This window comes from Streptococcus sp. 2022WUSS135 (assembly GCF_044427045.1).
In the GTDB taxonomy this organism is placed as follows: domain Bacteria; phylum Bacillota; class Bacilli; order Lactobacillales; family Streptococcaceae; genus Streptococcus; species Streptococcus hashimotonensis.
In genome coordinates, this window is sequence record NZ_JAOTGL010000012.1 from 1 (window position 1) to 23,797 (window position 23,797).

The following is a 23,797-nucleotide window of genomic DNA, read 5'->3' on the forward strand; positions in this document are numbered from 1 at the left end:
ATTTTGGAGGCTTTTTGGAAATCGTATTTTGCCATTTGTCCCTTGCAGGAAGGGCATTTAGGGGCTGTGTAATCCAAGTGACCGTGGAGTTCTAAGTGAGTTCCCATATCATATTCATCAGTGATAACGATATTTTTGTCTTTAATTCTGAGAAAATTTGTGATAAGATTTAGTTGTTCCATATGAGTCTTTCTAATGAGTTGTTTAGTCGCTTTTCATTATAGGTCATATGGGACGTTTTTCTATACTCAAAAACTGTCGACTCTGGAACCTTTTTCGGCTCTTTGTCAACTGTAGTGTGTAACCGCCTAATAACAAGGTATCTATCCAATCACTCCCTCCTCCAGTATACTGTTATAAAAAACAAAACTGGAGGATTTTTTATGTCACACCCCATCGTCCCATTGACTGTTCCCCACTCTCGCCGCTTTGAGAAGAAAGGCAGAAATGATATTCTGATGAAAATTCGTCTCGGAAAAGTGGAAGTCGCATTCTTTCACTCTATCAACCAAGAAATATTAGAAACAATCTTGGATAAGGTACTGTTCTATGACAATCCGGCTCAGTGATTTAGGTCAAGTCTACTTGGTTTGCGGTTACTTATGTACGAAGTAGTGGTGTGATTTGGTTAAGAGGATTATGCTCACTTAGAATTTCTACCTGCTTGCTTTGAGAGACATGAGTGTAGATTTGTGTCACATTGATGTTACTGTGGCCCAGTAAATGTTGTATTTGTCGAATATCGACACCATTATCAAGTAACATAGTTGCAAAACTATGTCGAAACATATGTGGAGTGATATGTTTTTTCAGTTGTAGCGAGTGAGAAATATTTTTCAGAATTAAGCGCACACTTTGTTCTTTAAGATGATCATCGTTTTTCACACCGGTAAATAGATAACTAGAATGACCACAATGATGCGTTATATAGTCTTCAAGTAACGAAAGTGTTTCATCGTTTCCAATATAGAGTAGTCGCTCTTTCTTTCCTTTTCCGAGTATTTGAATGGTTCTATTTTCCAAATTGATATTAGCAAGTTTTAAATTACATAATTCAGAGATGCGTAACCCAGTTGATAAAAGTAGCGAGATAAGGAGTAGATTTCGCATAGCTTTCCGCTTAGAATGCCTATTTTTAGAATTTTCTATTTGTTGGTGGGCGAAACAATATATTTTTTGTAAATCTTTCAAGGAAATCGTTTTAGGAAGCTTTTTCTCTTCCTTGTAGTGGAGTCGAAGCTGATGGAAGGGATTTTTTGAAATTAGTTTTTCTTCTTCCAGAAATTTATAGTATGATTTAAGACTAGCAATCTTCCGTTTTAATGTGCTAGTCTTTTTTATATGTTGGTTGAGAAAAGTAAGATAGGACCTAATATCATTGGTCCCAAAGTTATAATACTGATGTAAATCAGATTTGTATGCTCGGATAGTATGAGAACTAAGTCGCCTTTGAATAGCGCAAAAGTCAAGATATCTCTGGATAGTGTCGTAATTCATAATATAATCTCCTTAATATGTCGTAATAAAGCTATTATATACGATAATTTATCAATTTACTAATGATAATAAATTGTTATCGGTAGGAGAAATTATGGATACTTTGCAAAAATTTAAACAGCTATACAATGATGCCGTCGTTACATATCAAAATCAACTTCCTCTATGCGCAGCAGAAAACGTTGTATCACCTTTTTCTAAAATTATGCTCTCTTCATCGCTACAAGAGAAATATCTTCTAGGAGCAAGTTCTGCCTATCAAGAAAATAATTTTTTAGGAAGTGATAAGCTTTTTGAATTTAATATTTTTTTAAACCAACTATGTCTTGAATTATATGGCGCCCAATATGCTGATGCACGCACCTTATCTGGTATTAATGCTGTTACGTCATTATTGATGACTTTATTTGAGGAGGGGGACATTGTATATATTTCAAGTGATGAATATGGTGGCCATACCTCAATAAAGAAAATATGTCGGAGATTAGGAATAATTACTAGATATATTCCTTATGACTACAATAAATTAGATTTTGATTACGATCAATTAAACAAAGCACTAACAAAGGAAAATGTCAAAGGTGTATTAGTGTGTCTTTCTGATATTTTATTCCAACCTAAATTAGAAAAGATTAATTTACCCAAGGACTGTATTTTATTATACGATGCCACTCAGACTCTGGGCCTGATTGCTGGTAAAGAGAATAAAAATCCTTTTGAATATTTTAATAAAAGCGATGACAATTTCATTATGTTTGGTGCTGCTCATAAAACTCTTCCAGGGGTAACATGTGGGCTTATATTGACAAATAATCCAATGTTACTTCAAAAATATGAAACAATCAATCCTGACTTCTTAAGAAATACCCATTTTCATCATATTCTCAGTTTGATAACAACTTTGATTGAGTTTGAAAAATTTGGTAGTGCCTATTCTCAAAATATTCGGAACATGGTCAAAGACCTCTCTAAAAAGTTAATAGGAGGTGGTTTCACCTTAGTAGGTGGTGAACGGTATTCTGAAACTCACCAGATTTGGCTCTCTTTTCCTAATCAAATTGAATTGGATGCCTTTTTTGATGCATGTTATCACTATGGCATATCCGTAACAAAGCGAGAAAAGAAAATCTATAATGATTTTGGGATTAGGATTGGGTTACAAGAAATCGCACGTTATAGCTGGGAAACCGATATTATTGATACTATAGCCACTGTGCTAACGGCAATAAAAAATAATATGCCTAGCGATGAAATCACTAAGCATATTGATACCTTTTTAAAAGCAAAACGAACCCTAAACTATACTTTTTCAGAAGCGCAAGTTAACCAATTTAAACAAAGTTTACATGACAGTTAAAGGTATAAAACAAGAATGTTTTTTCGATAATTTTTGGGCAATAGTAGAAGTATCATAATACTCTAACCGCCTAGTATACTTAGAGAGTTCTTCAAGCATGTCATAGTCATGCGTTAGGTAATAATAAGCTAATTGGAATTGCACTTTATTCAGCAAAGGCTCTATTTGAATAGCTCGTTGGATAGAATTCAAATCTTCTTGTGTAACATTAGCAGATTGCTCCTGCAATAGTATCTTTCCAATCATGGCATTGTGATATAAATTGGTATCTCCGACGTTTTTTGAAAATGCAATAGCTTTATCATAGAAATCATAACTCGCTTTGTAATTCTTTTTAGAAGGATGTAGATAGAATTTCTCACGGTATAATTCCCCAGCTTCAAAATAATAATCATATAAAATTCTTAATTTGCTATTCTCTAGACTCTTAATATTTTTTATTAAGAGTTCTTCTGCTTTTTTTAAGTCATTGCAGCATTTACGATAAAAAATAATATAATGACGCTGAGCAAACAATACGATCTCATTACCAGACTGTAAACTATCTATTTTATTTTTCAGCTCTTCAAATTTTCTTTTCAGGTGTTTTTTTCCTTGAAACATATCAATTGAAAAAGCTGAATAGAGCGAACGAATCTTATAATAAGTTTCTTGACTACTGTCGGAAAGTTTACGAAAGCTCTTAGAGATTTGACTTAAGTCCTCACCGATATGCCTCTTACAATGCAAGATTAAATAGTCACAACGTTCCTGTTGCTCAGAGGATACGGTACTTGTCGCCATTAATAATTCTAAATTGTCTATAGCATCTTGGAATGAATTTGTTAAATGCAAGAGATCACAGAAATTTATCTTATAAGACATTACTTCGGTTTGAACATTTTTATAAATTAAGTTGTGATCAAATACGCCGCAATCATTTATTTTATCGATAATATTTTTTGCGTAGTTGTAATCTCCTATTTTTAATAAAGAAGAAATAAAACAGTCAAAAAAACAATCTGTAATTTTATCAAAATCAAAAAAAGCTTGAGTTCCGTTTTGTAAAATTGTCTCACCTAAATATAATAGATATTGATATTTTTCATCGTTGTATAACTGTTTTAATATTTGAATAAAGACTGAATACTCATTTTTTATTGCAATAGGTAGTCGTAATGACAATTCCAAAAAATTTTCCTGACTATGTATTTTATAATATTCCAGTAATTTTATGTACACGTCTTCATTCTTTAAGTGTGCGAGGTATTGTTCAGCAATGAGCGGATTTAATTCAATATTCTTTGTAGTCACTTCAAATTGCATCAACCCTTTTGATGACAAAGACATTGTTAGACCAATATCAAAAGTGGAGAACAGTTCCTTGGTAAAGTCATGATATAGAATTTTATTCAAAGCGATTAACTGCAAGAGGTCTTTCTCTTTAGCAGTGCAAATGGCTAATTGAGATGATATAACCTCCACGAGTTCATAGTTAAGCGGGCGGCGATTTGTTTTGAAAAGATAGTCTACATAGACAGGAATACCTTGAGTTAAGGTAAACACTCTTGAAAGATTGTCTTCATCAATATCCAATCTACGTAGCTTTGCTAGTTCAGCAACTTGTTTTGCATCAAAATTCTTTATTTCTATTTGAGAAGATTCATTAGGATTAATATAGTTTAGTCCCATAATAATCTTATATTGAACATAATAATTATCTAGGAAAAAATTGATTATATTGGCGTATTGTGTAGGAGCAATATTATCTAGGATAATCAGACATTTTTTTTGACCAAGGAGACTATTAAGCCAATTATAAAAATCAAGTGGACTGACTATCTTTATTTCAGTAATTTTCTCTAGTTCATCAATTAAATTTTTCTTTTCTAAATCGATATACAATGAAAATTTAAGGGATTTTTCTTTTTTATCAATGATTCTATCGTGTAGTTTTTTCAGTATAATCGTCTTACCACGTCCTAGAGCACCGTATACAATGGTCAGCTCCTGTTCTTTAATGAGTTCCTGAAGAATTTCTTGGATCTCTAATTCCCGTTTTAAATAAACATTATCCTGTATATATTGTTTGTTCTTGAAAATGCTCTTGCGTTTTTTATGTTTTTGTAAACACTGTTGTACAAACTTCTGTGGAATTTTGAATATAAACAATATGGCCGATAAAACTACCGGTATAAAAAGTTGATAAAAATTGGGGTATTTTGCTAATAACTCCTCTAAATATTTAAGCAATTTAATTTCTCCTACCGATAACAATTTATTATCATTAGTATACCATAATCTACATTTGTTTTATAGATTTTATTAAAATTTTTATAGTAAATATTTTTAGTTTTTTGTTTCCCAAAATGTAATAGAGATTGATTTTTCACAAGTAATTGTCATAAAAATCAGAAAATATTTTATAAATATGATAAAATAGAAGTGATACTAGTTTGAGGTAAGGATATGAAATTAAGAAGAAGCGTAGAAAAACTACAGGGAACGATTCGTGTCCCAGGAGATAAATCAATTAGTCATCGCTCTATTATTTTTGGTTCCCTTGCAAAAGGTGTTACCCGTGTCCACGATATTTTGCGTGGAGAAGATGTCTTGTCAACCATGCAGGTCTTTCGTGACTTGGGTGTAAAAATTGAAGACAATGGTGATATTGTTGAAGTACACGGTGTTGGCTTTGATGGTCTTCAAGCACCCAAAAATGATTTGGATATGGGAAATTCTGGAACCTCGATTCGTTTGATTTCAGGCGTTTTAGCAGGTCAAGATTTTGAAGCGACTATGTTTGGTGATGATTCCTTATCCAAACGTCCTATGGACCGAGTAACTATTCCACTCAGTCAAATGGGAGTAGAGATTTCTGGACAAACTGAACGTGACCTACCTCCGTTGACCATCAAAGGGAATAAGAATTTAAAAACAATTCGCTACCAACTCCCTGTAGCCTCTGCCCAAGTAAAATCAGCTCTGATTTTTGCTGCCTTGCAGGCTGAGGGAGAGTCGGTCATCGTAGAAAAAGAGTTGACTCGAAACCATACAGAAGATATGATTGTCCAGTTTGGTGGACAGTTGGAAGTCAATGGCAAGGAAATCCGCATCCAAGGTGGTCAGGAGTTTATTGCTCAAGAGATTACAGTTCCAGGAGATATTTCAAGTGCTGCCTTTTGGTTGGTTGCTGGCTTAATCGTACCAGGTTCAAAAATTGTCCTTGAAAATGTGGGAATAAATGAAACTCGGACTGGTATTTTAGATGTCATTAAAGCTATGGGCGGTAAAATGACTCTTTCTAACATGGATGAACTTGCAAAATCAGCTACCATTACAGTTGAAACGTCGGAATTGAAGGCTACGGAGATTGCAGGCGAATTGATTCCTCGTTTGATTGATGAGTTGCCAATTATTACCTTACTAGCGACTCAAGCACATGGAACAACGATTATTCGTGATGCTGAGGAGTTGAAAGTTAAAGAAACGGATCGTATTCAGGTTGTTGCAGATGCTCTAAATAGTATGGGAGCAACTATTGAACCAACAGAAGATGGTATGATTATTCACGGACCAACTGCTTTACATGGTGCTGAAATCAATACATTTGGTGACCACCGTATCGGTATGATGACTGCCATTGCTGCCTTGTTGGCCAAAGATGGAGAAGTTGTATTGGAAAGAGCAGAAGCTATCAATACTAGCTATCCTGCCTTCTTTGAACACTTAAATAGTTTGATGGATTAGGAGAACGTATGCCAATCGTTTTACTTGGATTTATGGGAGTTGGAAAAACAACAACAGCACATTTGTTAAATCTCCCCGTTTACGATATGGACCATATCATTGAAGAACGGATTGGTATGCCTATTGCTGACTATTTCAGTCTTGAAGGAGAGGCTTCGTTTAGACAACTGGAGACAGAGGTATTGAAAGAATTGCTGGACTTACCTAGTAATTGTATCGTGTCAACTGGTGGTGGTGTGATTAAATCTGAAGTAAACAGGGAATTGCTGTTGGCAAATAGGGAGGACAATGTACTTCTTACTGCCTCCTTTGAAGTTTCCTATCAGAGAATTCGTAAGGATAGACAGTCGCAAAGACCTCTCTTTTTACAGTGTAGTAAGGAAGAGTTTGAAGCCCTTTATCGTGAACGAATGGCACTTTATCAAGGTTTAGCCGATACTGTAATCGATACAGATAAACTGAATCCAGAACAAGTAGCAAGGAAAATTTTATGCAAGTAGCCTATCTAGGACCTCGTGGTTCTTTTACACATCAAGTGGCCCAGCAGGCCTTTCCGACTGCGGATTTGCAGGCTTTTGAAACGATTACAGAGGTTATCAAGGCCTACAAAACGGGGGAAGTTACCTATTCCGTTATTCCAGTAGAGAACTCGATTGAAGGTAGTGTTCATGAAACGATTGACTATCTCTTTCATCAGGCGGAGATTCATGCGGTTGCAGAGATTGTTCAACCGATTGCCCAACAACTGTTAGCCACGAGTGCCGATAAGGCTGTAGAGGTTATCTATTCTCATCCGCAGGCAATTGCTCAGGGGAAGAAATATATTCAAGAACATTTTCCTCAGGCTCGTATTGAAATAACAGCTAGTACAGCCTATGCTGCTCGCTTTGTGGCAGAACACCCTGAACAACCATTTGCGGCAATTGCTCCGCAAGCGGCAGCTGTTGAATATGGACTGGAGGTAATTGCGCAAGACATCCAGGAAATCAGCGAGAATTTTACACGTTTTTGGATTTTGGGGGATAAGGCTCCGTCTATTGCCCTGGAACAAGTAGCTAAAAAAGTCAGTCTTGCACTGACATTACCAGATAACCTGCCAGGAGCCTTGTATAAGGCCATGTCTGTTTTCTCATGGAGAGGAATCAGCTTAACAAAAATAGAAAGCCGACCCCTGAAAACGGCTTTGGGTGAGTATTTTTTCATACTGGATCTTGATAATCAGTCTGAGGAATTATTAGCCTATTCTCAAAAAGAATTGACTAGTTTAGATATAACCTATAAAGTACTAGGGAATTACCTGGTCTATATGACCAGCTAGGATGAAGACAGATGAATAAAAACAATAATATCCTAACCCATCATGAACAATTGAGGTTAGATTATTTGCAAAAAAATATCCACTACTTAAATGACAAAGAAAGTCGTGAGTTGGATTATCTATTATATAAAAAAGAGCTGAGAGAACGGCATGGAAGTCCAAGGCAATCTCTACGTAGCTTCACACCAACGGCTTACGAAGATGACTTCGAGGAAGATTATTTTGAAGAGGATGATGAGCAAGAGGAACTGTTGCCTCGCTATCCTGAACGTAAATCCAGAAAAACAAGACAAGCCAAACCTCAACGGTTTCAGTCTCCTCGTATCGAGCCCAAAGCGAAAGTACCTAAACCTAAAAAAGCTCGTAAAAAGGGTGGTTTCAAGCGCTTTATTGGTTTCGTATTGCTTGCTATAGCGCTAGTGATTGTAGCGATGGGCTATAGTTTTTTCAAAGGTATGAATAGCGTGAGTGAGAAGCCAGTAGCTGAGGTCTTCAACGGCGTAGATACATCGAATGGGACAAATATTTTAATTTTGGGAACAGACGGTCGTGTTGGCGAAAGTTCAGGTGAAACTCGAACGGATACCATCATGGTTCTAAATGTGAATAACACAGATAACAAAGTCAAACTTGTTAGCTTTATGCGGGATACCTTGGTGGATATTGAGGGATATGAATATAAACTCAATACTGCCTATACTTTGGGAGAACAGGATAATCAGCAAGGGGCAGAAGAAGTTCGGAAGGCGTTGAAGAATAATTTTGACATCGATGTCAAGTACTATGCGATGGTGGATTTTGCAACCTTTGCGACAACGATTGATACACTTTTCCCTGAGGGCGTAACGATTGATGCACAGTTTTCAACTATTAATGGTGAAGTCGTTAGCTCAGTAGAAGTGCCGAATGATTTACAACTGGAAGAAAATGCTCCTGCTTATCAAACGATTCAGGTCGGTGTACAGCAGATGGATGGTAAGACCTTGCTTAACTACGCGCGCTATCGTTCGGATGATGAAGGTGATTTTGGTCGTACGAGACGTCAACAGGAAGTGTTATCTGCTGTTATGACACAGGCTAAAAATCCAATGAAACTATTCTCTGGCTCCGAAGCTATAGGTAAGGTTGTGGCGATGACTCCGACAACAGTGCCACAAAGCTTTATGTGGCTACAGGGACCAGGCCTTCTATTGGATGCAGCAAATGGTATCGAACGTGTTACAATCCCAGAAAATGGAGACTGGATTGACGACTATGATATGTATGGTGGTATGGCTCTTCGTGTTGATTTTGAAAAATACCAGCAGCGCTTGGCTGAGTTAGGCTTGCGTTAAGAAATATGGTATACTAGAAGTGACTTCGGTCACTTTTTTAGTGGTCCAAAAATAGAAAGTAGAATTATGTTAAAGAAAAACGATATTGTCGAAGTAGAAGTAGTAGATTTGACACATGAGGGTCAGGGTGTGGCAAAAATTGATGGTTTTGTCTTCTTTGTAGACAATGCTCTTCCAGGTGAGAAAATTTCCATGCGCATCTTAAAACTTAAGAAAAATATTGGTTTTGGTAAGGTGGAGCAATGGCAGAGCTTCTCGCCAGACCGTAATCAGGACTTGGATTTGACCTATCTAAGAACAGGTATTGCTGACTTGGGGCATCTCACTTATCCAGCCCAACTAGCTTTTAAGAAAAAACAAGTTGAGAATAATCTACGTAAGATTGCAGGTCTGCCAGAAATAGCAGTAGCAGATACTTTGGGAATGGACAATCCTCTTGCTTATCGTAATAAGGCAGCTGTTCCTGTTCGTCGTGTGAATGGGCAGTTAGAAACAGGATTTTTCCGAAAAAATTCACATGATTTAGTTCCGATTGAGGATTTTTACATTCAACATAAGGAAATTGATGCCTTGGTTCTAGCGACACGTGACCTGTTGAGAAAATTAGACTTGAAGCCTTACGATGAGAAAGAACAGACAGGACTTGTGAGAAATATTGTTGTTCGTCGTGGTCATTATTCAGGTCAGTTGATGCTAGTTTTAGTTACGACTCGTCCGAAGATTTTCCGTGTTGAAACCCTTGTTGAGCGTTTGACAAGCCAATTTCCAAATCTTGTTTCTATCGTTCAGAATATTAATGACCAGAATACCAATGCTATATTCGGTCAAGAATTCCGTCTTTTGCATGGCAGTGAAACTATTGTAGATACCATGTTGGGCAATGAATTTGAAATTTCTGCACCGTCTTTCTATCAAGTCAACACAGAAATGGCTGAAAAACTCTATCAGACCGCCATTGACTTTGCAGAATTGTCGGCAGATGATGTCGTGATTGATGCCTATTCAGGTATTGGGACAATTGGTCTCTCCTTTGCAAAACAAGTTAAGCATGTTTACGGTGTAGAAGTCGTTGAAAAGGCTGTCCTTGATAGTCAGAAGAATGCTGCTCGAAATGGGATTGATAATGTTACCTATGTCTGTGATAGCGCTGAATCTGCTATGCAGAAATGGGTGGCAGATGGAGTCAAGCCAACTGTGATTTTTGTCGACCCACCACGAAAAGGTTTGACAGAAAGTTTTATCAAAGCAAGTACTTCTGTAAAACCAGAAAAAATCGTTTATATCTCTTGTAATGTGGCAACCATGGCGCGTGATATTAAACTTTATGAGGAATTGGGGTACAAATTGACGAAGGTACAGCCGACTGATTTATTTCCAAATACGCATCATGTGGAAGTTGTGGGATTATTAAAAAAACGCAATTAGATTGTCCAGCTTGCTCTACTGTTTTTGAGCAAGCTACTTCAAAGGTCCCCAGGACCTTTGAACTCCCAAAGAGAATGGCACTTCAAAAATAAAATGAATGAGGGGAAAATTAAAGAATTTGACGGTATCACTTTGCTTGTTTGGACATCCGATAATAAGATAAAAGTATTGAAAGAGTTTGGTTGTAATTGTAATAACTACAATCCTTACAAAGAGAGTGAAACACCATTGTTTAGAGATGAAAAAGTAAATTGGTTTTGAGGAGATAAAATATTGATAGAAAGTAGACCTGAGTTTGACAAAATTACATCGTTTGACGAGTTTAATAAATATTATTGGTATCGTGAAGAACTTTCACAGATATGCAAGTCATTAGGATTGGAATATAGAGGTACAAAACAGGAATTCAATTATATTATTGAGCAATACTTTAAGGGTAATTTCATTAAAAAGTCAACAACAATAAATGAAAAGAAACAGGTAGAAACTATTACCTTAGATATGCCATTACTTGAATGTGGTTTTTCCTTTAATGCAAAGTTCAGAGAATATTTCTCTGTTTTAACAGGTATCTCACCATTTAAATTTACTGCTGATATGGCAACAGCTTGGAGGAAAGTAAAAAGAGAAAAGGATTTGAGTTTTACAATTCAAGATATGCTAAAAGTTTATTATGGAAAATCAAATTATGCTAAGTATGACAATTCGGTTTGTCAATGGAATCAATTTTTGAAGGATTTCTGTGCAGACGAAAATAGTTGCAACTACTCAAACAAATTAAAAGTAGCTTCTATTCTTTGGAAAGAAGTCCGAAATACAAAAAATGAAAAAATTTATTCAAAGAATCTTTTGACTAAATATTCAACTAAAATAAAAGAGTATCGCAAGTAGGATATTCTTAGCTTGCTAAGCTAACAATTCGATAAAAACTAACACATGAATAGTAAATCAAAAAGTGAATAGATGTTGGAATTTTTTGGTAAGTATTCAATGTCAATGATTTTAATAGGAATAGTCTTAGTAGGAATCATTATTATAGGAATTGCAATAAATTTATCTATTGTAATTATGACGAAAAAAGAAGATTAGAAAATAGTATTCTTTGATATTAGTTTGAATTAGGAAGCTGATATATGGAGAAAAAATGCTGCTGCATTGTTTTTTATTTTAGGCTTTGTAGACTTGTTATGTGACTTTCAGTCCATCACGCTCTGCAAGGTGCGCGACGAAGGTTATACCAAAAAAACTCCAAACGCGATACAATAAAGGTGTTCAAGCCTATTGTAAAGCGAGAGGAGAAGAAAAATTATCCAGTGGATGATTTTTGCCGAAACTAAAAAAATTAAAAGTTGAGGGGCACAAAAGGCACATAGCTAGAGGGATAGCCGGACTACAGTTACGAATTGAACAAATTATTCTAGCTCATAACTTACGCTATTTTGAAACGAACTAGCACCACGGGTATTATTTTATCTTAGTCCTCTTTATCATTGCTAAACTTGATGAAGGTTGTATTGTCTGTTATAATATTGGATATTGCAAGCTTTAAGTGAAAGGTTTTAGGGAAGAGATTATCACAACTCATTCTTTATTGGTAATGAGATATGATATAAACGATAGTCTAGTAAAAGATTTGGAGAATTGACTTCCTTAGAAAGTTAAATGTGAAAAAATACGATTATCTAGTTGTTGGTGCGGGTCTGTTCGGAGCGGTCTTTGCTCATGAGGCAGCTAAAAAGGGTAAAAAACTAAAGGTTATCGAAAAACGAGACCACATTGCAGGTAACATCTATACCAAAGAAGTAGAAGGTATTCAAGTCCATGAATATGGTGCACATATTTTCCATACTTCTGAAAAAGAAATTTGGGATTATGTGAATCAGTTTGCGGAGTTCAATCGCTATACAAACACACCAGTCGCCAATTACAAAGGTGAAATCTACAATCTTCCATTCAATATGAATACTTTCAATAAACTGTGGGGCGTGGTGACCCCTTCGGAAGCAGAAGCCAAGATTGCAGAGCAACGAGCTGTTTTGGGAGGAAAAACACCTGAGAACTTGGAAGAACAAGCCATCTCACTAGTTGGTACAGACATCTATGAAAAATTGATCAAGTCATACACCGAGAAACAATGGGAAAAACCATGTACGGAGTTACCTGCCTTTATCATCCGTCGTTTACCCGTGCGTTTGACTTATGATAATAACTATTTCAACGATAGCTACCAAGGTATTCCAATCGGCGGTTACACGCAGATTGTTGAAAAAATGTTGGAACATGAGAATATTGATGTTGAGACAAATGTTGATTTCTTTGCCAATAAGAAAGACTATTTAGCTACCTATCCGAAGATTGTCTTTACAGGAATGATTGATGAATTCTTTGATTACCAACTTGGTGAATTGGAATATCGTAGCCTTCGATTTGAGACAGAAGTGTTGGATATGGAAAACTATCAAGGGAATGCAGTTGTGAACTACACAGATAGTGAAACGCCATTTACTCGTATTATCGAACACAAACATTTCGAATTTGGTACACAACCGAAAACCATTATTACACGTGAGTATTCGAAGACCTGGAAACGAGGCGATGAGCCGTATTATCCAGTGAACAATGATCGTAACAACAAACTCTATACTGCTTATAAGCGCCTCGCAGAACAACAAGAGAATGTCATATTCGGTGGGCGTCTTGGTCATTATCGTTACTACGATATGCACCAAGTCATCGGAGCTGCCTTACAGTGTGTGAGAAGTGAAGTTGGGGAATGATTTTGAGAAGTCATCAAAGTAGTAATTGATTCTTGGCAGAAGTCGGAATACTCTTAAAATGTTAATCAAAAAAACCAGAATTTCTGGTTTTTTTTGATTATTGAATTGCTGCCAACAGGTCAGCTGCTTGTTGCTCGAGTTTTATTAGAGTTTCGTCAGATAACTCCAATACACCTGTTCCCCATGCTTCTGGATTGATGGTTGAACCTGTAAATTCACCAGCAATCTGAGTACGGATAAATGGAAGAAGGTGTTGGAAGTCTTTGAATAGGTGGTCGTGACCACTGTTTGAGACTGCAGAGACAGTTGTGATTTTATCTTGTAGGATAGATGGTCCTTTTGGATTGGATAAATCGAGCGAACGACTGAGCCAATCGAGAGCATTTTTTACGATACCTGGGATTGCATAGTTATATACTGGTGAGAAAATCCAGATAGCATCTGCAGCGTCTACTTGTGCACGTAGCTCTGCAATTTCAGGAAGGATAGGTGTCTCGATGTCTTGGTTGAATAGGGGAATTTTTGCAAGATCAATGTAAGATACTTGAGCCTTATCAGCTAAGAATGCTTCGGCTTTTTTTGCCATTTGATGGTTAAAAGAACCGTCACGTAGTGAACCAACTAAAAACAATACGTTTGCCATGATGGGCTCCTTTTCATAAAAACATAAATTTAGTATATCGTATTTGTCTTTTGTTGGCAATCCTAGGTCTGCTGATTCTTGAATTTTTTAAGTATCTCGGCTAATTGGTCTTGTTCTTCTGAACTAAGGACAGAAAAAATCTCTCCAACGTGATCATAATGCTCAGGAAGGATTTTTTCAATGGTTTCGCGTCCAAGTGGAGTGAGAGCAATCAAGGAAGCACGACGGTCATTTGTATCGATAGTCTTGTAGATATAGCCATCTCGAATCATGTTTTTTATAACGACAGTCATATTGCCAGATGTGCTTAATAATTTATCAATTAAGTCTTGAATCCGCAGATTTCCTTTGTTGTAGAGTGCCTCCATCACTCCAAACTGACAAACTGTCAGTCCGTATTTTTTGATTGTTTCTAATTCTGATTTTGCGATAGTATTAGCTGCTCTGCGAAAGACGACTAGACTGTGAAGTGCATGCTTGTTCTCGTTTAAAGATTGTTCAACAGTTCTCATGAGAATATTTTAGCAATAAATAGTTCGGTTATCAAGCAAAAAAAGTTAGATTCTATATTCATAGGTAAAGTGCTTTTATAGAAAAGATAGTTTTTCGTTAATCAAGTTCGTTTTTTGAGGTAATACTAACTGTACTGGAAAAAACGAGCAATGAGCATTTGAAAAATAGTCTTAGATGGAAGTGCAAAACTGTGAATGTAGGTTCTTATATCCTTTTCTTTGTGCGAAGGAAAAGGAAATTTTATTTACAATCACGGAAAGAATGGAAATATGCTTTAATTTGTAGTATAATGGGACTACTATGGAAAAAAAGATTTTTCAACTGTTGGAGTGGATGGCTTCCAAGACTGGTCAGTTAGTGTTGGGCTCTTTTATCCTTCTCAGTGTTGTGACTTTTTCAATTTTTACTATTTGGGATATTGCTGCTGCCCCTTTCAACAATGCGCGTAGTCATGCAGTTGCAGTAGCTACAGAATATGCTGATTTGCAAACTGTCAATGATTTTTCTATCTACAATGGTACTGAAACCTATTTTTGTGTATTTGGTGTAACCAGTCAGGGAGAAGAGGTTGCAGTTTTGATTCCAGAGGCTTCTAGCACACTATATGTCTATCCTTTAGCTCAGGGAATTTCGCAAGAAGAGGCGCAAGCTATTGCCAAGAAAAACGGTGCAAGCCAAGTAGAGCGAACTATTCTAGGTTTAAGGGATGGCAAACCTATTTGGGAAGTTAAGTCTGGAACAGCATACTACATAGTTGATTTTGAAACAGGGAACTTTATCAAACGGGAGGGCTTATGAGCAAGTTATCAAGACGAGTCTTAGAGATGGAAGAAAGTGTAACTCTGGCAGCAGGTGCGCGTGCAAAAGCCTTGAAGGCAGAAGGACGTGATATTTTAGAGCTGACCTTGGGTGAGCCAGACTTCGTCACACCGAAAAATATTCAAGAAGCTGCTATTAAGTCTATCGAAGATGGTAAGGCGAGTTTTTATACGGTAGCTTCAGGACTTCCAGAATTGAAGGATGCAGTCAATACCTACTTTGAGAATTTCTATGGCTACTCTATCGAACGCAATCAAGTCGTTCTTGCGACAGGTGCTAAGTTTGTTCTTTATGCCTTCTTTGCGGCGGTCATCAATCCTGGTGATGAGGTGATTATTCCGACACCTTACTGGGTTTCTTATGCAGATCAAATCAAGATGAATGATGGGGTGCCTGTCTTTGTCACTGCGACAGAAGAGCACAATTTCAAGGTAACGGTTGCACAGCTGGAAGCGGCTCGTACGGATAAGACCAAGGTATTCCTACTCAATAGTCCTTCTAATCCGACTGGCATGATTTACAGTCGTGAGGAATTGGAAGCTATTGGAAACTGGGCTGTAGAGCACGATATTCTCATCTTGGCAGACGATATTTACGGTCGTTTGGTCTATAATGGAAATACCTTCACACCGATTTCAAGCATTTCAGAAAGCATTCGTCAGCAGACTATTGTTGTCAATGGGGTGGCCAAGGCCTATGCCATGACAGGTTGGCGGGTTGGATTTGCCGTTGGTAATCCTGAGATCATTGCGGCTATGAGCAAGATTGTCGGACAAACGACTTCAAACCTGACAGCAGTTGCACAATATGCGGCTATTGAAGCCTTTACAGGTCCGCAAGATACGGTAGAAACCATGCGTCAGGCTTTTGAAGAGCGGCTTAATACCGTTTATCCCTTGCTGGCAGAAGTGCCTGGTTTTGAAGTAATCAAGCCAGAAGGTGCCTTCTATCTCTTCCCAAATGTCAAAAAGGCTATGGAAATGAAGGGCTACACAGATGTGACTGAATTTACCACAGCCATTTTGGAAGAAGTGGGAGTCGCAATGGTGACAGGTGCTGGTTTTGGAGCTCCTGAGAATATCCGCCTCAGCTATGCGACAGATATGGACACGCTCAAAGAAGCAGTGGCTCGACTACACACATTTATGAAAAAATAAAAAGAGGAAAAATAATGTCTAGAAAATTGATTACCATCAACCAAGTAAAAGATTATGTCGGTCAAGAAGTGACCATTGGTGCCTGGGTTGCCAACAAATCAGGCAAGGGCAAGTTAGCCTTCCTGCAATTGCGTGACGGAACAGCCTTCTTCCAAGCAGTTGCTTTCAAGCCAAACTTTATTGAAAAATTTGGTGAAGAAGCTGGTGCGGAGAAGTTCGATGTAGCAAAACGTCTCAGCCAAGAAACGTCTGTCTATGTGACAGGGATTGTCAAGGAAGATGAGCGTTCTAAATTTGGCTACGAGTTGGATGTGACAGACCTTGAAGTCATCGGTGAGTCACAAGATTATCCAATTACGCCTAAAGAACATGGTACAGACTTTCTGATGGACAACCGTCATCTCTGGTTGCGTTCGCGTAAGCAGGTCGCTATCCAGCAAATCCGTAACGCGATCATCTACGCGACCTATGAATTCTTTGAAAAGAATGGCTTTATCAAGTTTGATAGCCCAATCTTGTCTGGAAATGCGGCAGAAGATTCGACTGAGTTGTTTGAAACAGACTACTTTGGTCAACCAGCTTATCTCAGTCAATCAGGTCAGCTTTACCTGGAAGCTGGTGCTATGGCCCTTGGTCGTGTTTTCGACTTCGGACCTGTTTTCCGTGCGGAAAAATCAAAAACTCGCCGTCACTTGACAGAGTTTTGGATGATGGATGCTGAGTATTCATTCCTCAGCCATGAAGAGTCACTTGACTTGCAAGAAGCGTATGTCAAAGCTTTGATCCAAGGTGTTATCGACCGTGCTCCACAAGCCTTGGAAACTCTTGAGCGTGATGTGGATGCTCTCAAACGCTACATTGCAGAACCATTCAAACGTGTGGCTTATGATGATGCCATTACCCTTCTGCAAGAGCATGAGGCTGATGAAGATACAGACTACGAGCACATCGAGCATGGGGATGATTTTGGCTCACCTCATGAAACTTGGATTTCAAACTACTTTGGTGTACCGACTTTCGTTGTTAACTATCCAGCAAGCTTCAAGGCCTTCTACATGAAACCAGTTCCTGGTAATCCAGAGCGTGTGCTCTGTGCGGACCTCTTGGCGCCAGAAGGCTACGGTGAAATCATCGGTGGTTCTATGCGTGAGGACAATTACGACGCCTTGGTAGCCAAGATGGACGAGCTCGGCATGGACAAATCAGAATACGAATTCTACCTTGACCTTCGTAAATACGGCTCTGTGCCACACGGTGGTTTCGGTATCGGTATTGAACGCATGGTAACCTTCGTTGCTGGTACAAAACACATCCGTGAAGCTATTCCGTTCCCGAGAATGTTGCATCGCTTGCATCCGTAAGCAAATCAATAGATATACAAACAGACTACAAACGTGGTCTGTTTTTCTGGTGTCAATTGACATTTTGAATGAATTGTTTTACAATGTATTACAAGAAGAAAGTAGGTGGAATGATGGGAATTGTATCCTTGCGGTTAAACGATGCAGAAGAAGAAATCTTCAGAAGCTATGCCATTCATACAGGAAAAAGCCTGTCTGAGCTATTCAAAACTGCACTTGCTGAACAGATAGAAGACCAGTTGGACTATGAAATTGGTATCAAGGCTTTGAAGAAATTCCAAGAAAATCCTGTTACACACTCGATTGATGATGTTCTTGCGGAGTTAGAAGATGGCTTATAAACTTGTTCTCAGCGATGATGCTTTGAAGCAGTTGAAAAAAATGGACAGGCATGTGGGGATGATGCTTGCTAAGGATTTGAAAAAACGTTTGGACGGTTTGGAGAATCCAAGACAGTTTGGCAAGGCCTTGGTAGGAGACTATAAGGGGCTGTGGCGGTATAGAGTGGGGAATTACCGTGTGATTTGCGATATTATTGATAACAAAATGGTTATCCTAGCTCTTGAAATCGGGCACCGGAAAGAAATCTATAAAAAGTGAAGTTCTAGGTAACTAGGCTCGGTATCGGTGCACTTCTCAGAGCTCGTGTCAACATCTCAGCGTAGTGGTTGATTGGCTCTAACAATCTGGGAGATTGTTAGAGGTTGGAGATAAGATTTGCATAGCAAATCTCAGTTGTTCGTGTTTTCCACTCCAAATCTTCCTTATACGACTGAAGCGAACGGAGTTCGCCTTATCTCCAACCTCCAAAGGTTCCCCGAACCTTTGGAGCTATGCGGGGGTGGGGAGATGAACTCCTTTTTGACTTATCGAGTTCTTCCCCACTTCCTGTTTTCTTGCTTTTTCACCTGTTTTTATTTATAATTACTCTAAATAAATCTGTGGAGAGGAAAATGAAGCAAGAAAGTTTAGGAAAAGAAATTATTCGTTTGGCCTTTCCTGCGACGCTGGAAAATATCTTTCAGACCTTAGTTGGTTTTGTGGATACCCTCTTGATTGCACAGCTGGGGCTGGTAGCGGTGACGGCAGTGGGTCTAGCCAATACGATTTTGAATGTCTATTTGGCGGTCTATATGGCTTTGGGAGTTGGGGCAACGGCTTTGATTGCTCGGTCTATTGGCGCAGGAGATAGGGAATCTCTTACCTTTCATGTCCGTCAAGCCTTAGTGCTTTCAGTAGGTGTAGGTCTGCTATTGGATTTACTATCCCTTATTTTCGGGCGGCAGATGCTGGTCTTGATGGGAGCAGATGCGGAGAGTTTGGCTGGTGCCCAGGCATTTTTTTACTGGGTTGGTGGTTTGACGATTTTTCAGGCCCTGATGACCATTTTGGGAACAATCCTGCGAGCATCTGGCGACGCGGTAACTCCCATGCAAATCAGTCTTTTGACCAACATTTTTAACGTGGGCTTGGACTATATTTTGATATTTGGGCTTGGCTCCTGGTCAGGTTTGGGTATTGTAGGGACGGCCTTGGGAACCGTCTTAGCTCGCTTGCTTGGTACTGTCTTGCTTTACCGAAAAGTACAGCAGACTGACTTGGCAGTAGATCTCAAACAATTGTTCCACTTCGGAAGTCCTAAGGAAATGGTGGATTTGACCCTACCTGCAGCCTTGGAACGCTTGGTCATGCGGTTGGGACAGGTAGTCTATTTCAGTTTGATTGTGGGGCTGGGGACGACTGTCTATGCTTCTCACATGATTGCAGGCAATATCGAGAGTTTTACCTATATGCCAGCCTATGGTCTTGCGACAGCGGCAGCGGTTTTGATTGGTCAAGCCTTGGGAAAGGGGGACATCCTCACAGTTAGACGGGTCGCATTTCTCAGCTCTGCCTATGGTGTTACCATCATGTCCCTGCTCGGTACCATCTTATTTTTCGGAGCTCCAAGTTTTGCTCTGCTATTTACCAAAGACCTAGAAGCTGTCAAACAAGTCGTCACAGCCTTACGGATTGATGCTTTCAACCAGCCAGGCCTTGCGGTTTCTTTGATCATGGCTGGCGCTCTGCAGGGCTTGGGGGATACCAAGTCGCCACTCTACTCCACAATGATAGGAATGTGGGGGCTGCGCGTCGTAGGTGTTATCGTCTTAGGTCAGATGTTCGGTTTAGGAATTGCCGGCGTCTGGCTGTCGATTTTGATTGACCTGCTCTTGCGAGCGATTTTTCTGACTTGGAGATTTACAGTGAAAACAAGAAAACTGGCTGAATAGGCTAGTTTTTTGGTATAAGCAGGTAGTTTTAGAAATAGATTATATATTGCCTTATTTCATATTGGTGATACTATCTCAATTCCTTTTTTATAAAAGAAAATAGGTGTAGGATAGTAGTAGGTGAGCTGTTTTATACAGAACTTGTGCTATAATAGATATAAAAAATTAAAAGGAGATAGAGATATGAAAACCATTCACACAGATAAGGCCCCTGCAGCAATTGGCCCATACGTTCAAGGGAAGGTTGTTGGAAATTTCCTCTTTGCCTCTGGGCAAGTTCCTTTGTCACCTGAAACTGGTGAAGTGGTTGGTGAAACCATTCAGGAGCAGACTGAGCAAGTCTTGAAAAATATTGCAGCAATTTTAACAGAAGCAGGAACAGACTTTGACCATGTGGTGAAGACGACTTGTTTCCTAAAAGATATGAATGATTTTGTAGCCTTTAATGAAGTTTATAAAACAGCTTTCTCAGCAGATTTTCCAGCTCGTTCAGCGGTGGAAGTTGCTCGCTTGCCACGTGATGTTAAGGTTGAGATTGAAGTTATTGCAGTTATTGATTAGAAGAGAAAAGGAGGGAATGTCATGTTGGACAAACTCCATTTAGTGATTGTGACAGGGATGTCTGGAGCTGGTAAGACGGTAGCCATTCAGTCTTTTGAAGACTTGGGTTATTTTACCATTGATAATATGCCACCGACTCTCTTGCCAAAGTTTTTAGAGTTGATTCGCCATAGTCAGGATAACAATAAGATTGCTCTTGTTGTAGATATGCGGAGTCGCTCCTTCTTCTCGGAGATTCGAGAGGTGTTGGATGAGATTGAGGGGGCAGAGGATTTAGATTTTAAAGTCCTATTCTTGGATGCAACGGATAGTGAATTGGTTGCTCGCTATAAAGAAACTCGTCGTTCCCATCCTTTGGCGGCTGATGGTCGTGTTTTGGACGGGATTCAGCTAGAGCGTGAACTTTTGGCTCCCTTGAAAAATATGAGTCAAAATGTTATTGATACGACAGAGCTGACTCCTCGTAATCTGCGTAAGGAAATTTCGGAGCAGTTTGCTAGTCAAGATAATCAGCCGTCGTTTCGCATAGAAGTGATGTCCTTTGGTTTCAAATATGGGCTACCTCTGGATGCAGACTTGGTTTTTGACGTTCGGTTCCTACCAAATCCCTACTACAAGTTAGAATTACGGAATCTTACAGGACTAGATCAGCCTGTCTTTGACTATGTCATGGAGCATCAAGAATCGGAAGAGTTTTATAGTCATTTGCTCGGCTTGATAGAACCGATTCTTCCTGATTATCAAAAGGAAGGAAAATCCGTTCTAACGATTGCCGTTGGATGTACGGGTGGTCAGCATAGAAGCGTAGCCTTTGCTAAACGTTTGGCAGACGATTTAGAGAAAAATTGGAATGTCAATCGTAGTCATCGTGATAAGGATAGACGGAAGGAGACGGTCAACCGCTCATGAGAAAACCAAAGATTACAGTTATCGGGGGCGGGACTGGTATTCCAGTCATCTTGAAGAGTTTGCGGGATAAGGATGTAGAGATTACCGCTATCGTGACGGTAGCTGATGACGGAGGATCTTCGGGGGAAATTCGTCAGGCTTTGCAGGTGACCCCTCCAGGTGATTTGCGTAATGTCCTTTTGGCTATGTCGGATATGCCCAAACTTTATGAACAAATTTTCCAGTATCGTTTTGCGGATTCAGATGGTCCTTTGGCTGGTCATCCGCTAGGGAATCTCATTATTGCTGGTATTTCAGAAATGCAGGGTTCAACCTACAATGCGATGAGGTTGTTGACGCGCTTTTTCCATACGACAGGGCGGATTTATCCATCTAGCGAACAGGCCTTGACCCTTCATGCTATTTTTACAGATGGGACCGAGGTAGCAGGTGAGAGCAAGATTTCCAAGCATAATGGGATGATTGATCATGTCTATGTGACAAATTCTTATAACGATGATGAACCGAAAGCCAGTCGCCAAGTAGTTGAAACGATTATGGAAAGTGACATGATCGTACTTGGACCGGGTTCTCTTTTTACCTCAATCTTGCCGAATCTGATGATTTCTGATATTGGCAAAGCCCTAAAAGAAACCAAGGCTGAAGTGACCTATGTGTGCAACATTATGACCCAACGGGGAGAGACTGAGTTTTTCTCAGATGCGGACCATGTGGCGGTTCTCAATGCACACCTAGCTGAACAATTTATTGATACAGTTTTGGTCAATATTGAGCCAGTTCCACAAGAGTATATGAATAGCAATCAGTTTGATGAATACTTGGTACAGGTAAAACACGATTTTGCAGGTTTGCAAAAACAGGCTAATCGTGTGATTTCTTCGAATTTTCTTCGTTTGGAAAATGGCGGAGCTTTCCATGATGGTGACTTGGTGGTAGAAGAGTTGCTCAAGATTTTGCAGGTGCGGTCATGAGTTTTACAGTACAAGTAAAGGAAGAATTGTTGCTTCAGTCTAGCCAAAATAAGAGCGAGCTATCTGCTATTATCAAATTATCAGGCAGTTTGGGCTTAGCTTCATCAGGTTTGACTCTTTCTATCAGTACGGAAAATGCAAAGATTGCCCGTCACATTTATGAACTGTTACTTCATTTCTACCAGATTAAGGCTGAGATTCGCCATCATCAAAAACCTAATCTCAAAAAGAATCGTGTGTATGCAGTTTTGATAGAAGACGGCGTGAATGAGATGTTGAACGATTTGTATTTGGCTGATAGCTTCTTTGGATTAGAGACGGGGATTTCTCCCTTGGTTTTGGAAAATGATTCGTGGAGTCAAGCCTATCTTCGTGGAGCATTTTTAGCGGCAGGCTCTGTTAAGGATCCTGAAAAAGGAAAATACCAGCTTGAAATAGCTTCTGTCTATAGTGACCATGCCAATGACCTAGCCAATCTGATGCAGAAATTTCTTTTGGATGCCAAAGTCATTGAGCGAAGTAAGGGAACCATTACCTATCTGCAACGTGCAGAGGACATTATGGATTTTCTTTTGGTGATTGGAGCAGAAGAGGCAAAGACAGAATTTGAGAATGTTAAATTGCTTCGTGAGGCTCGAAATGATCTAAATCGAGCTACCAATGCGGAAGCTGCTAATATTGCAAAGACGGTCAATGCTAGTATGAAAACAATTAATAATATTATCAAAATTATGGATACTATCGGTCTAGATCAGTTGTCAGGTGACTTGCAGGAGATTGCCCAGTTGCGAATTCAGCATCCAGATTATTCCATTCAGCAATTGGCGGATAGTCTAACGGTACCGATCACTAAAAGTGGTGTCAACCATCGTTTGCGGAAAATCAATAAGATTGCGGATGAATTGACTGAATAGATAGGTATACATAGAATGCTATAGTCTTTTGAATTAACTTTGATACATTGTCACTTTCGACTTGCCGTATTCTAGTATTGCTTGCACCTCAGTTCCTTGTCTGAAAGTTAATTCATTCGACGATACTAAGACTGGTTCGAGAGGACCAGTTTTTTGTATTGGTTATGATGGCATTCCTCTTCACAGGAATGATCCTATTTTATGAATTTTTCAGTAATGATTAGCATAGAACGTTAATA

General features: G+C 38.9%; 23 protein-coding genes and 2 pseudogenes. 20 read left to right on the top strand and 5 right to left on the bottom strand.

Features of this window, described 5'->3' with window-relative positions; genetic code table 11:
- Positions 1-182 (bottom strand): annotated as a pseudogene (locus ODU45_RS05195) (ISL3 family transposase); the annotation flags it as partial.
- Positions 183-383: 201 nt separating this feature from the next.
- On the opposite strand from ODU45_RS05195, the gene ODU45_RS05200 reads away from it, so the two are divergent.
- On the top strand, positions 384-569 hold the full coding sequence (locus ODU45_RS05200; protein WP_398580896.1) for a hypothetical protein: 186 nt from the start codon (positions 384-386) through the stop codon (positions 567-569).
- Between the two features lie 31 nt (positions 570-600).
- On the opposite strand, the gene ODU45_RS05205 is transcribed toward ODU45_RS05200, so the two are convergent.
- Entirely contained in the window at positions 601-1,497 is an 897-nt protein-coding gene (locus ODU45_RS05205) for a tyrosine-type recombinase/integrase (protein ID WP_398580897.1), read from the bottom strand.
- Between the two features lie 94 nt (positions 1,498-1,591).
- On the opposite strand from ODU45_RS05205, the gene ODU45_RS05210 reads away from it, so the two are divergent.
- Positions 1,592-2,854 carry a hydoxy methyltransferase gene (locus ODU45_RS05210; RefSeq protein ID WP_105256845.1) on the top strand — a complete coding sequence of 421 codons (1,263 nt, stop codon included), beginning with the start codon at positions 1,592-1,594 and terminating at the stop codon, positions 2,852-2,854.
- Here the strand turns inward: ODU45_RS05210 and ODU45_RS05215 are convergent.
- Positions 2,840-5,086: a hypothetical protein gene (locus tag ODU45_RS05215; RefSeq protein ID WP_238141297.1), complete on the bottom strand. Its 2,247-nt coding sequence runs from the start codon at positions 5,084-5,086 to the stop codon at positions 2,840-2,842. The two genes, ODU45_RS05210 and ODU45_RS05215, sit on opposite strands and share 15 nt — an antisense overlap.
- A 216-nt stretch (positions 5,087-5,302) precedes the next feature.
- Here ODU45_RS05215 and aroA point away from each other — a divergent pair, with 216 nt between their 5' ends.
- The 8 genes and pseudogenes from aroA to glf all read left to right on the top strand — a co-directional run bounded on the left by aroA (position 5,303) and on the right by glf (position 13,437).
- The gene (gene aroA / locus ODU45_RS05220; RefSeq protein ID WP_398580898.1) at positions 5,303-6,583 is read left to right on the top strand and encodes a 3-phosphoshikimate 1-carboxyvinyltransferase; all 1,281 of its coding nucleotides are present in this window, start codon (positions 5,303-5,305) and stop codon (positions 6,581-6,583) included.
- A gap of 8 nt (positions 6,584-6,591) precedes the next feature.
- Positions 6,592-7,083, top strand: coding sequence for a shikimate kinase (locus tag ODU45_RS05225; protein WP_024393608.1), 492 nt, complete (start codon positions 6,592-6,594; stop codon positions 7,081-7,083).
- A complete protein-coding gene (pheA, locus tag ODU45_RS05230; protein ID WP_398580899.1) occupies positions 7,074-7,901 on the top strand; it encodes a prephenate dehydratase in 828 nt (275 codons plus the stop codon). The genes ODU45_RS05225 and pheA overlap by 10 nt, the downstream gene beginning before the upstream one ends.
- 11 nt (positions 7,902-7,912) lie before the next feature.
- Positions 7,913-9,235: an LCP family protein gene (locus tag ODU45_RS05235; RefSeq protein ID WP_044759758.1), complete on the top strand. Its 1,323-nt coding sequence runs from the start codon at positions 7,913-7,915 to the stop codon at positions 9,233-9,235.
- 66 nt (positions 9,236-9,301) lie between these two features.
- Entirely contained in the window at positions 9,302-10,660 is a 1,359-nt protein-coding gene (gene rlmD, locus ODU45_RS05240; RefSeq protein WP_398580900.1) for a 23S rRNA (uracil(1939)-C(5))-methyltransferase RlmD, read from the top strand.
- Positions 10,661-10,732: 72 nt separating this feature from the next.
- Positions 10,733-10,921: pseudogene (locus ODU45_RS05245) on the top strand (hypothetical protein); the annotation flags it as partial.
- Positions 10,922-10,933: 12 nt separating this feature from the next.
- Positions 10,934-11,551 carry an SAP domain-containing protein gene (locus ODU45_RS05250; RefSeq protein ID WP_105178735.1) on the top strand — a complete coding sequence of 206 codons (618 nt, stop codon included), beginning with the start codon at positions 10,934-10,936 and terminating at the stop codon, positions 11,549-11,551.
- A 773-nt stretch (positions 11,552-12,324) separates the two neighbouring features.
- The gene (glf, locus tag ODU45_RS05255; protein ID WP_398580901.1) at positions 12,325-13,437 is read left to right on the top strand and encodes a UDP-galactopyranose mutase; all 1,113 of its coding nucleotides are present in this window, start codon (positions 12,325-12,327) and stop codon (positions 13,435-13,437) included.
- A gap of 97 nt (positions 13,438-13,534) precedes the next feature.
- On the opposite strand, the gene ODU45_RS05260 is transcribed toward glf, so the two are convergent.
- Positions 13,535-14,080 (bottom strand): NADPH-dependent FMN reductase, encoded by a 546-nt coding sequence (locus ODU45_RS05260; protein WP_398580902.1) that lies wholly within the window; start codon positions 14,078-14,080, stop codon positions 13,535-13,537.
- Between the two features lie 62 nt (positions 14,081-14,142).
- Positions 14,143-14,592: a MarR family winged helix-turn-helix transcriptional regulator gene (locus tag ODU45_RS05265; RefSeq protein ID WP_009909619.1), complete on the bottom strand. Its 450-nt coding sequence runs from the start codon at positions 14,590-14,592 to the stop codon at positions 14,143-14,145.
- 301 nt (positions 14,593-14,893) lie between these two features.
- Between ODU45_RS05265 and ODU45_RS05270 the strand changes: the two genes are divergently transcribed.
- The 10 genes from ODU45_RS05270 (at position 14,894) to whiA (ending at position 23,558) form a co-directional block, all read left to right on the top strand.
- Positions 14,894-15,391, top strand: a complete 498-nt coding sequence (locus ODU45_RS05270; protein WP_398580903.1) for a DUF5590 domain-containing protein — start codon at positions 14,894-14,896, stop codon at positions 15,389-15,391.
- A complete protein-coding gene (locus ODU45_RS05275) occupies positions 15,388-16,569 on the top strand; it encodes a pyridoxal phosphate-dependent aminotransferase (protein ID WP_398580904.1) in 1,182 nt (393 codons plus the stop codon). Before ODU45_RS05270 ends, ODU45_RS05275 begins: the two co-directional genes overlap by 4 nt.
- 14 nt (positions 16,570-16,583) lie before the next feature.
- Entirely contained in the window at positions 16,584-17,930 is a 1,347-nt protein-coding gene (gene asnS, locus ODU45_RS05280) for an asparagine--tRNA ligase (protein ID WP_014638198.1), read from the top strand.
- A gap of 113 nt (positions 17,931-18,043) precedes the next feature.
- Positions 18,044-18,271 carry a type II toxin-antitoxin system RelB family antitoxin gene (relB, locus tag ODU45_RS05285; RefSeq protein WP_002938604.1) on the top strand — a complete coding sequence of 76 codons (228 nt, stop codon included), beginning with the start codon at positions 18,044-18,046 and terminating at the stop codon, positions 18,269-18,271.
- Positions 18,261-18,530 (top strand): type II toxin-antitoxin system RelE/ParE family toxin, encoded by a 270-nt coding sequence (locus ODU45_RS05290; protein WP_011922754.1) that lies wholly within the window; start codon positions 18,261-18,263, stop codon positions 18,528-18,530. The genes relB and ODU45_RS05290 overlap by 11 nt, the downstream gene beginning before the upstream one ends.
- A gap of 353 nt (positions 18,531-18,883) precedes the next feature.
- A complete protein-coding gene (locus ODU45_RS05295) occupies positions 18,884-20,203 on the top strand; it encodes an MATE family efflux transporter (protein WP_398580905.1) in 1,320 nt (439 codons plus the stop codon).
- A 183-nt stretch (positions 20,204-20,386) separates the two neighbouring features.
- Positions 20,387-20,764 (top strand): RidA family protein, encoded by a 378-nt coding sequence (locus tag ODU45_RS05300; protein WP_029171852.1) that lies wholly within the window; start codon positions 20,387-20,389, stop codon positions 20,762-20,764.
- A 21-nt stretch (positions 20,765-20,785) separates the two neighbouring features.
- Positions 20,786-21,673, top strand: a complete 888-nt coding sequence (gene rapZ, locus ODU45_RS05305; RefSeq protein ID WP_398580906.1) for an RNase adapter RapZ — start codon at positions 20,786-20,788, stop codon at positions 21,671-21,673.
- The gene (locus ODU45_RS05310) at positions 21,670-22,644 is read left to right on the top strand and encodes a YvcK family protein (protein ID WP_024400159.1); all 975 of its coding nucleotides are present in this window, start codon (positions 21,670-21,672) and stop codon (positions 22,642-22,644) included. Before rapZ ends, ODU45_RS05310 begins: the two co-directional genes overlap by 4 nt.
- Positions 22,641-23,558: a DNA-binding protein WhiA gene (whiA, locus tag ODU45_RS05315; protein ID WP_105151201.1), complete on the top strand. Its 918-nt coding sequence runs from the start codon at positions 22,641-22,643 to the stop codon at positions 23,556-23,558. The genes ODU45_RS05310 and whiA overlap by 4 nt, the downstream gene beginning before the upstream one ends.
- Positions 23,559-23,797: the final 239 nt, after the last annotated feature.

Coding starts and splice junctions, on each gene's coding strand:
- ODU45_RS05310 (WP_024400159.1), top strand. CDS start 21,670: ATGAGAAAACCAAAGATTACAGTTATCGGGGGCGGGACTGGTATTCCA.
- ODU45_RS05265 (WP_009909619.1), bottom strand. CDS start 14,592: ATGAGAACTGTTGAACAATCTTTAAACGAGAACAAGCATGCACTTCAC.
- ODU45_RS05300 (WP_029171852.1), top strand. CDS start 20,387: ATGAAAACCATTCACACAGATAAGGCCCCTGCAGCAATTGGCCCATAC.
- ODU45_RS05275 (WP_398580904.1), top strand. CDS start 15,388: ATGAGCAAGTTATCAAGACGAGTCTTAGAGATGGAAGAAAGTGTAACT.
- ODU45_RS05200 (WP_398580896.1), top strand. CDS start 384: ATGTCACACCCCATCGTCCCATTGACTGTTCCCCACTCTCGCCGCTTT.
- ODU45_RS05290 (WP_011922754.1), top strand. CDS start 18,261: ATGGCTTATAAACTTGTTCTCAGCGATGATGCTTTGAAGCAGTTGAAA.
- whiA (WP_105151201.1), top strand. CDS start 22,641: ATGAGTTTTACAGTACAAGTAAAGGAAGAATTGTTGCTTCAGTCTAGC.
- rapZ (WP_398580906.1), top strand. CDS start 20,786: ATGTTGGACAAACTCCATTTAGTGATTGTGACAGGGATGTCTGGAGCT.
- rlmD (WP_398580900.1), top strand. CDS start 9,302: ATGTTAAAGAAAAACGATATTGTCGAAGTAGAAGTAGTAGATTTGACA.
- ODU45_RS05270 (WP_398580903.1), top strand. CDS start 14,894: ATGGAAAAAAAGATTTTTCAACTGTTGGAGTGGATGGCTTCCAAGACT.
- asnS (WP_014638198.1), top strand. CDS start 16,584: ATGTCTAGAAAATTGATTACCATCAACCAAGTAAAAGATTATGTCGGT.
- ODU45_RS05210 (WP_105256845.1), top strand. CDS start 1,592: ATGGATACTTTGCAAAAATTTAAACAGCTATACAATGATGCCGTCGTT.
- ODU45_RS05205 (WP_398580897.1), bottom strand. CDS start 1,497: ATGAATTACGACACTATCCAGAGATATCTTGACTTTTGCGCTATTCAA.
- aroA (WP_398580898.1), top strand. CDS start 5,303: ATGAAATTAAGAAGAAGCGTAGAAAAACTACAGGGAACGATTCGTGTC.
- ODU45_RS05225 (WP_024393608.1), top strand. CDS start 6,592: ATGCCAATCGTTTTACTTGGATTTATGGGAGTTGGAAAAACAACAACA.
- ODU45_RS05260 (WP_398580902.1), bottom strand. CDS start 14,080: ATGGCAAACGTATTGTTTTTAGTTGGTTCACTACGTGACGGTTCTTTT.
- ODU45_RS05295 (WP_398580905.1), top strand. CDS start 18,884: ATGAAGCAAGAAAGTTTAGGAAAAGAAATTATTCGTTTGGCCTTTCCT.
- relB (WP_002938604.1), top strand. CDS start 18,044: ATGGGAATTGTATCCTTGCGGTTAAACGATGCAGAAGAAGAAATCTTC.
- pheA (WP_398580899.1), top strand. CDS start 7,074: ATGCAAGTAGCCTATCTAGGACCTCGTGGTTCTTTTACACATCAAGTG.
- ODU45_RS05235 (WP_044759758.1), top strand. CDS start 7,913: ATGAATAAAAACAATAATATCCTAACCCATCATGAACAATTGAGGTTA.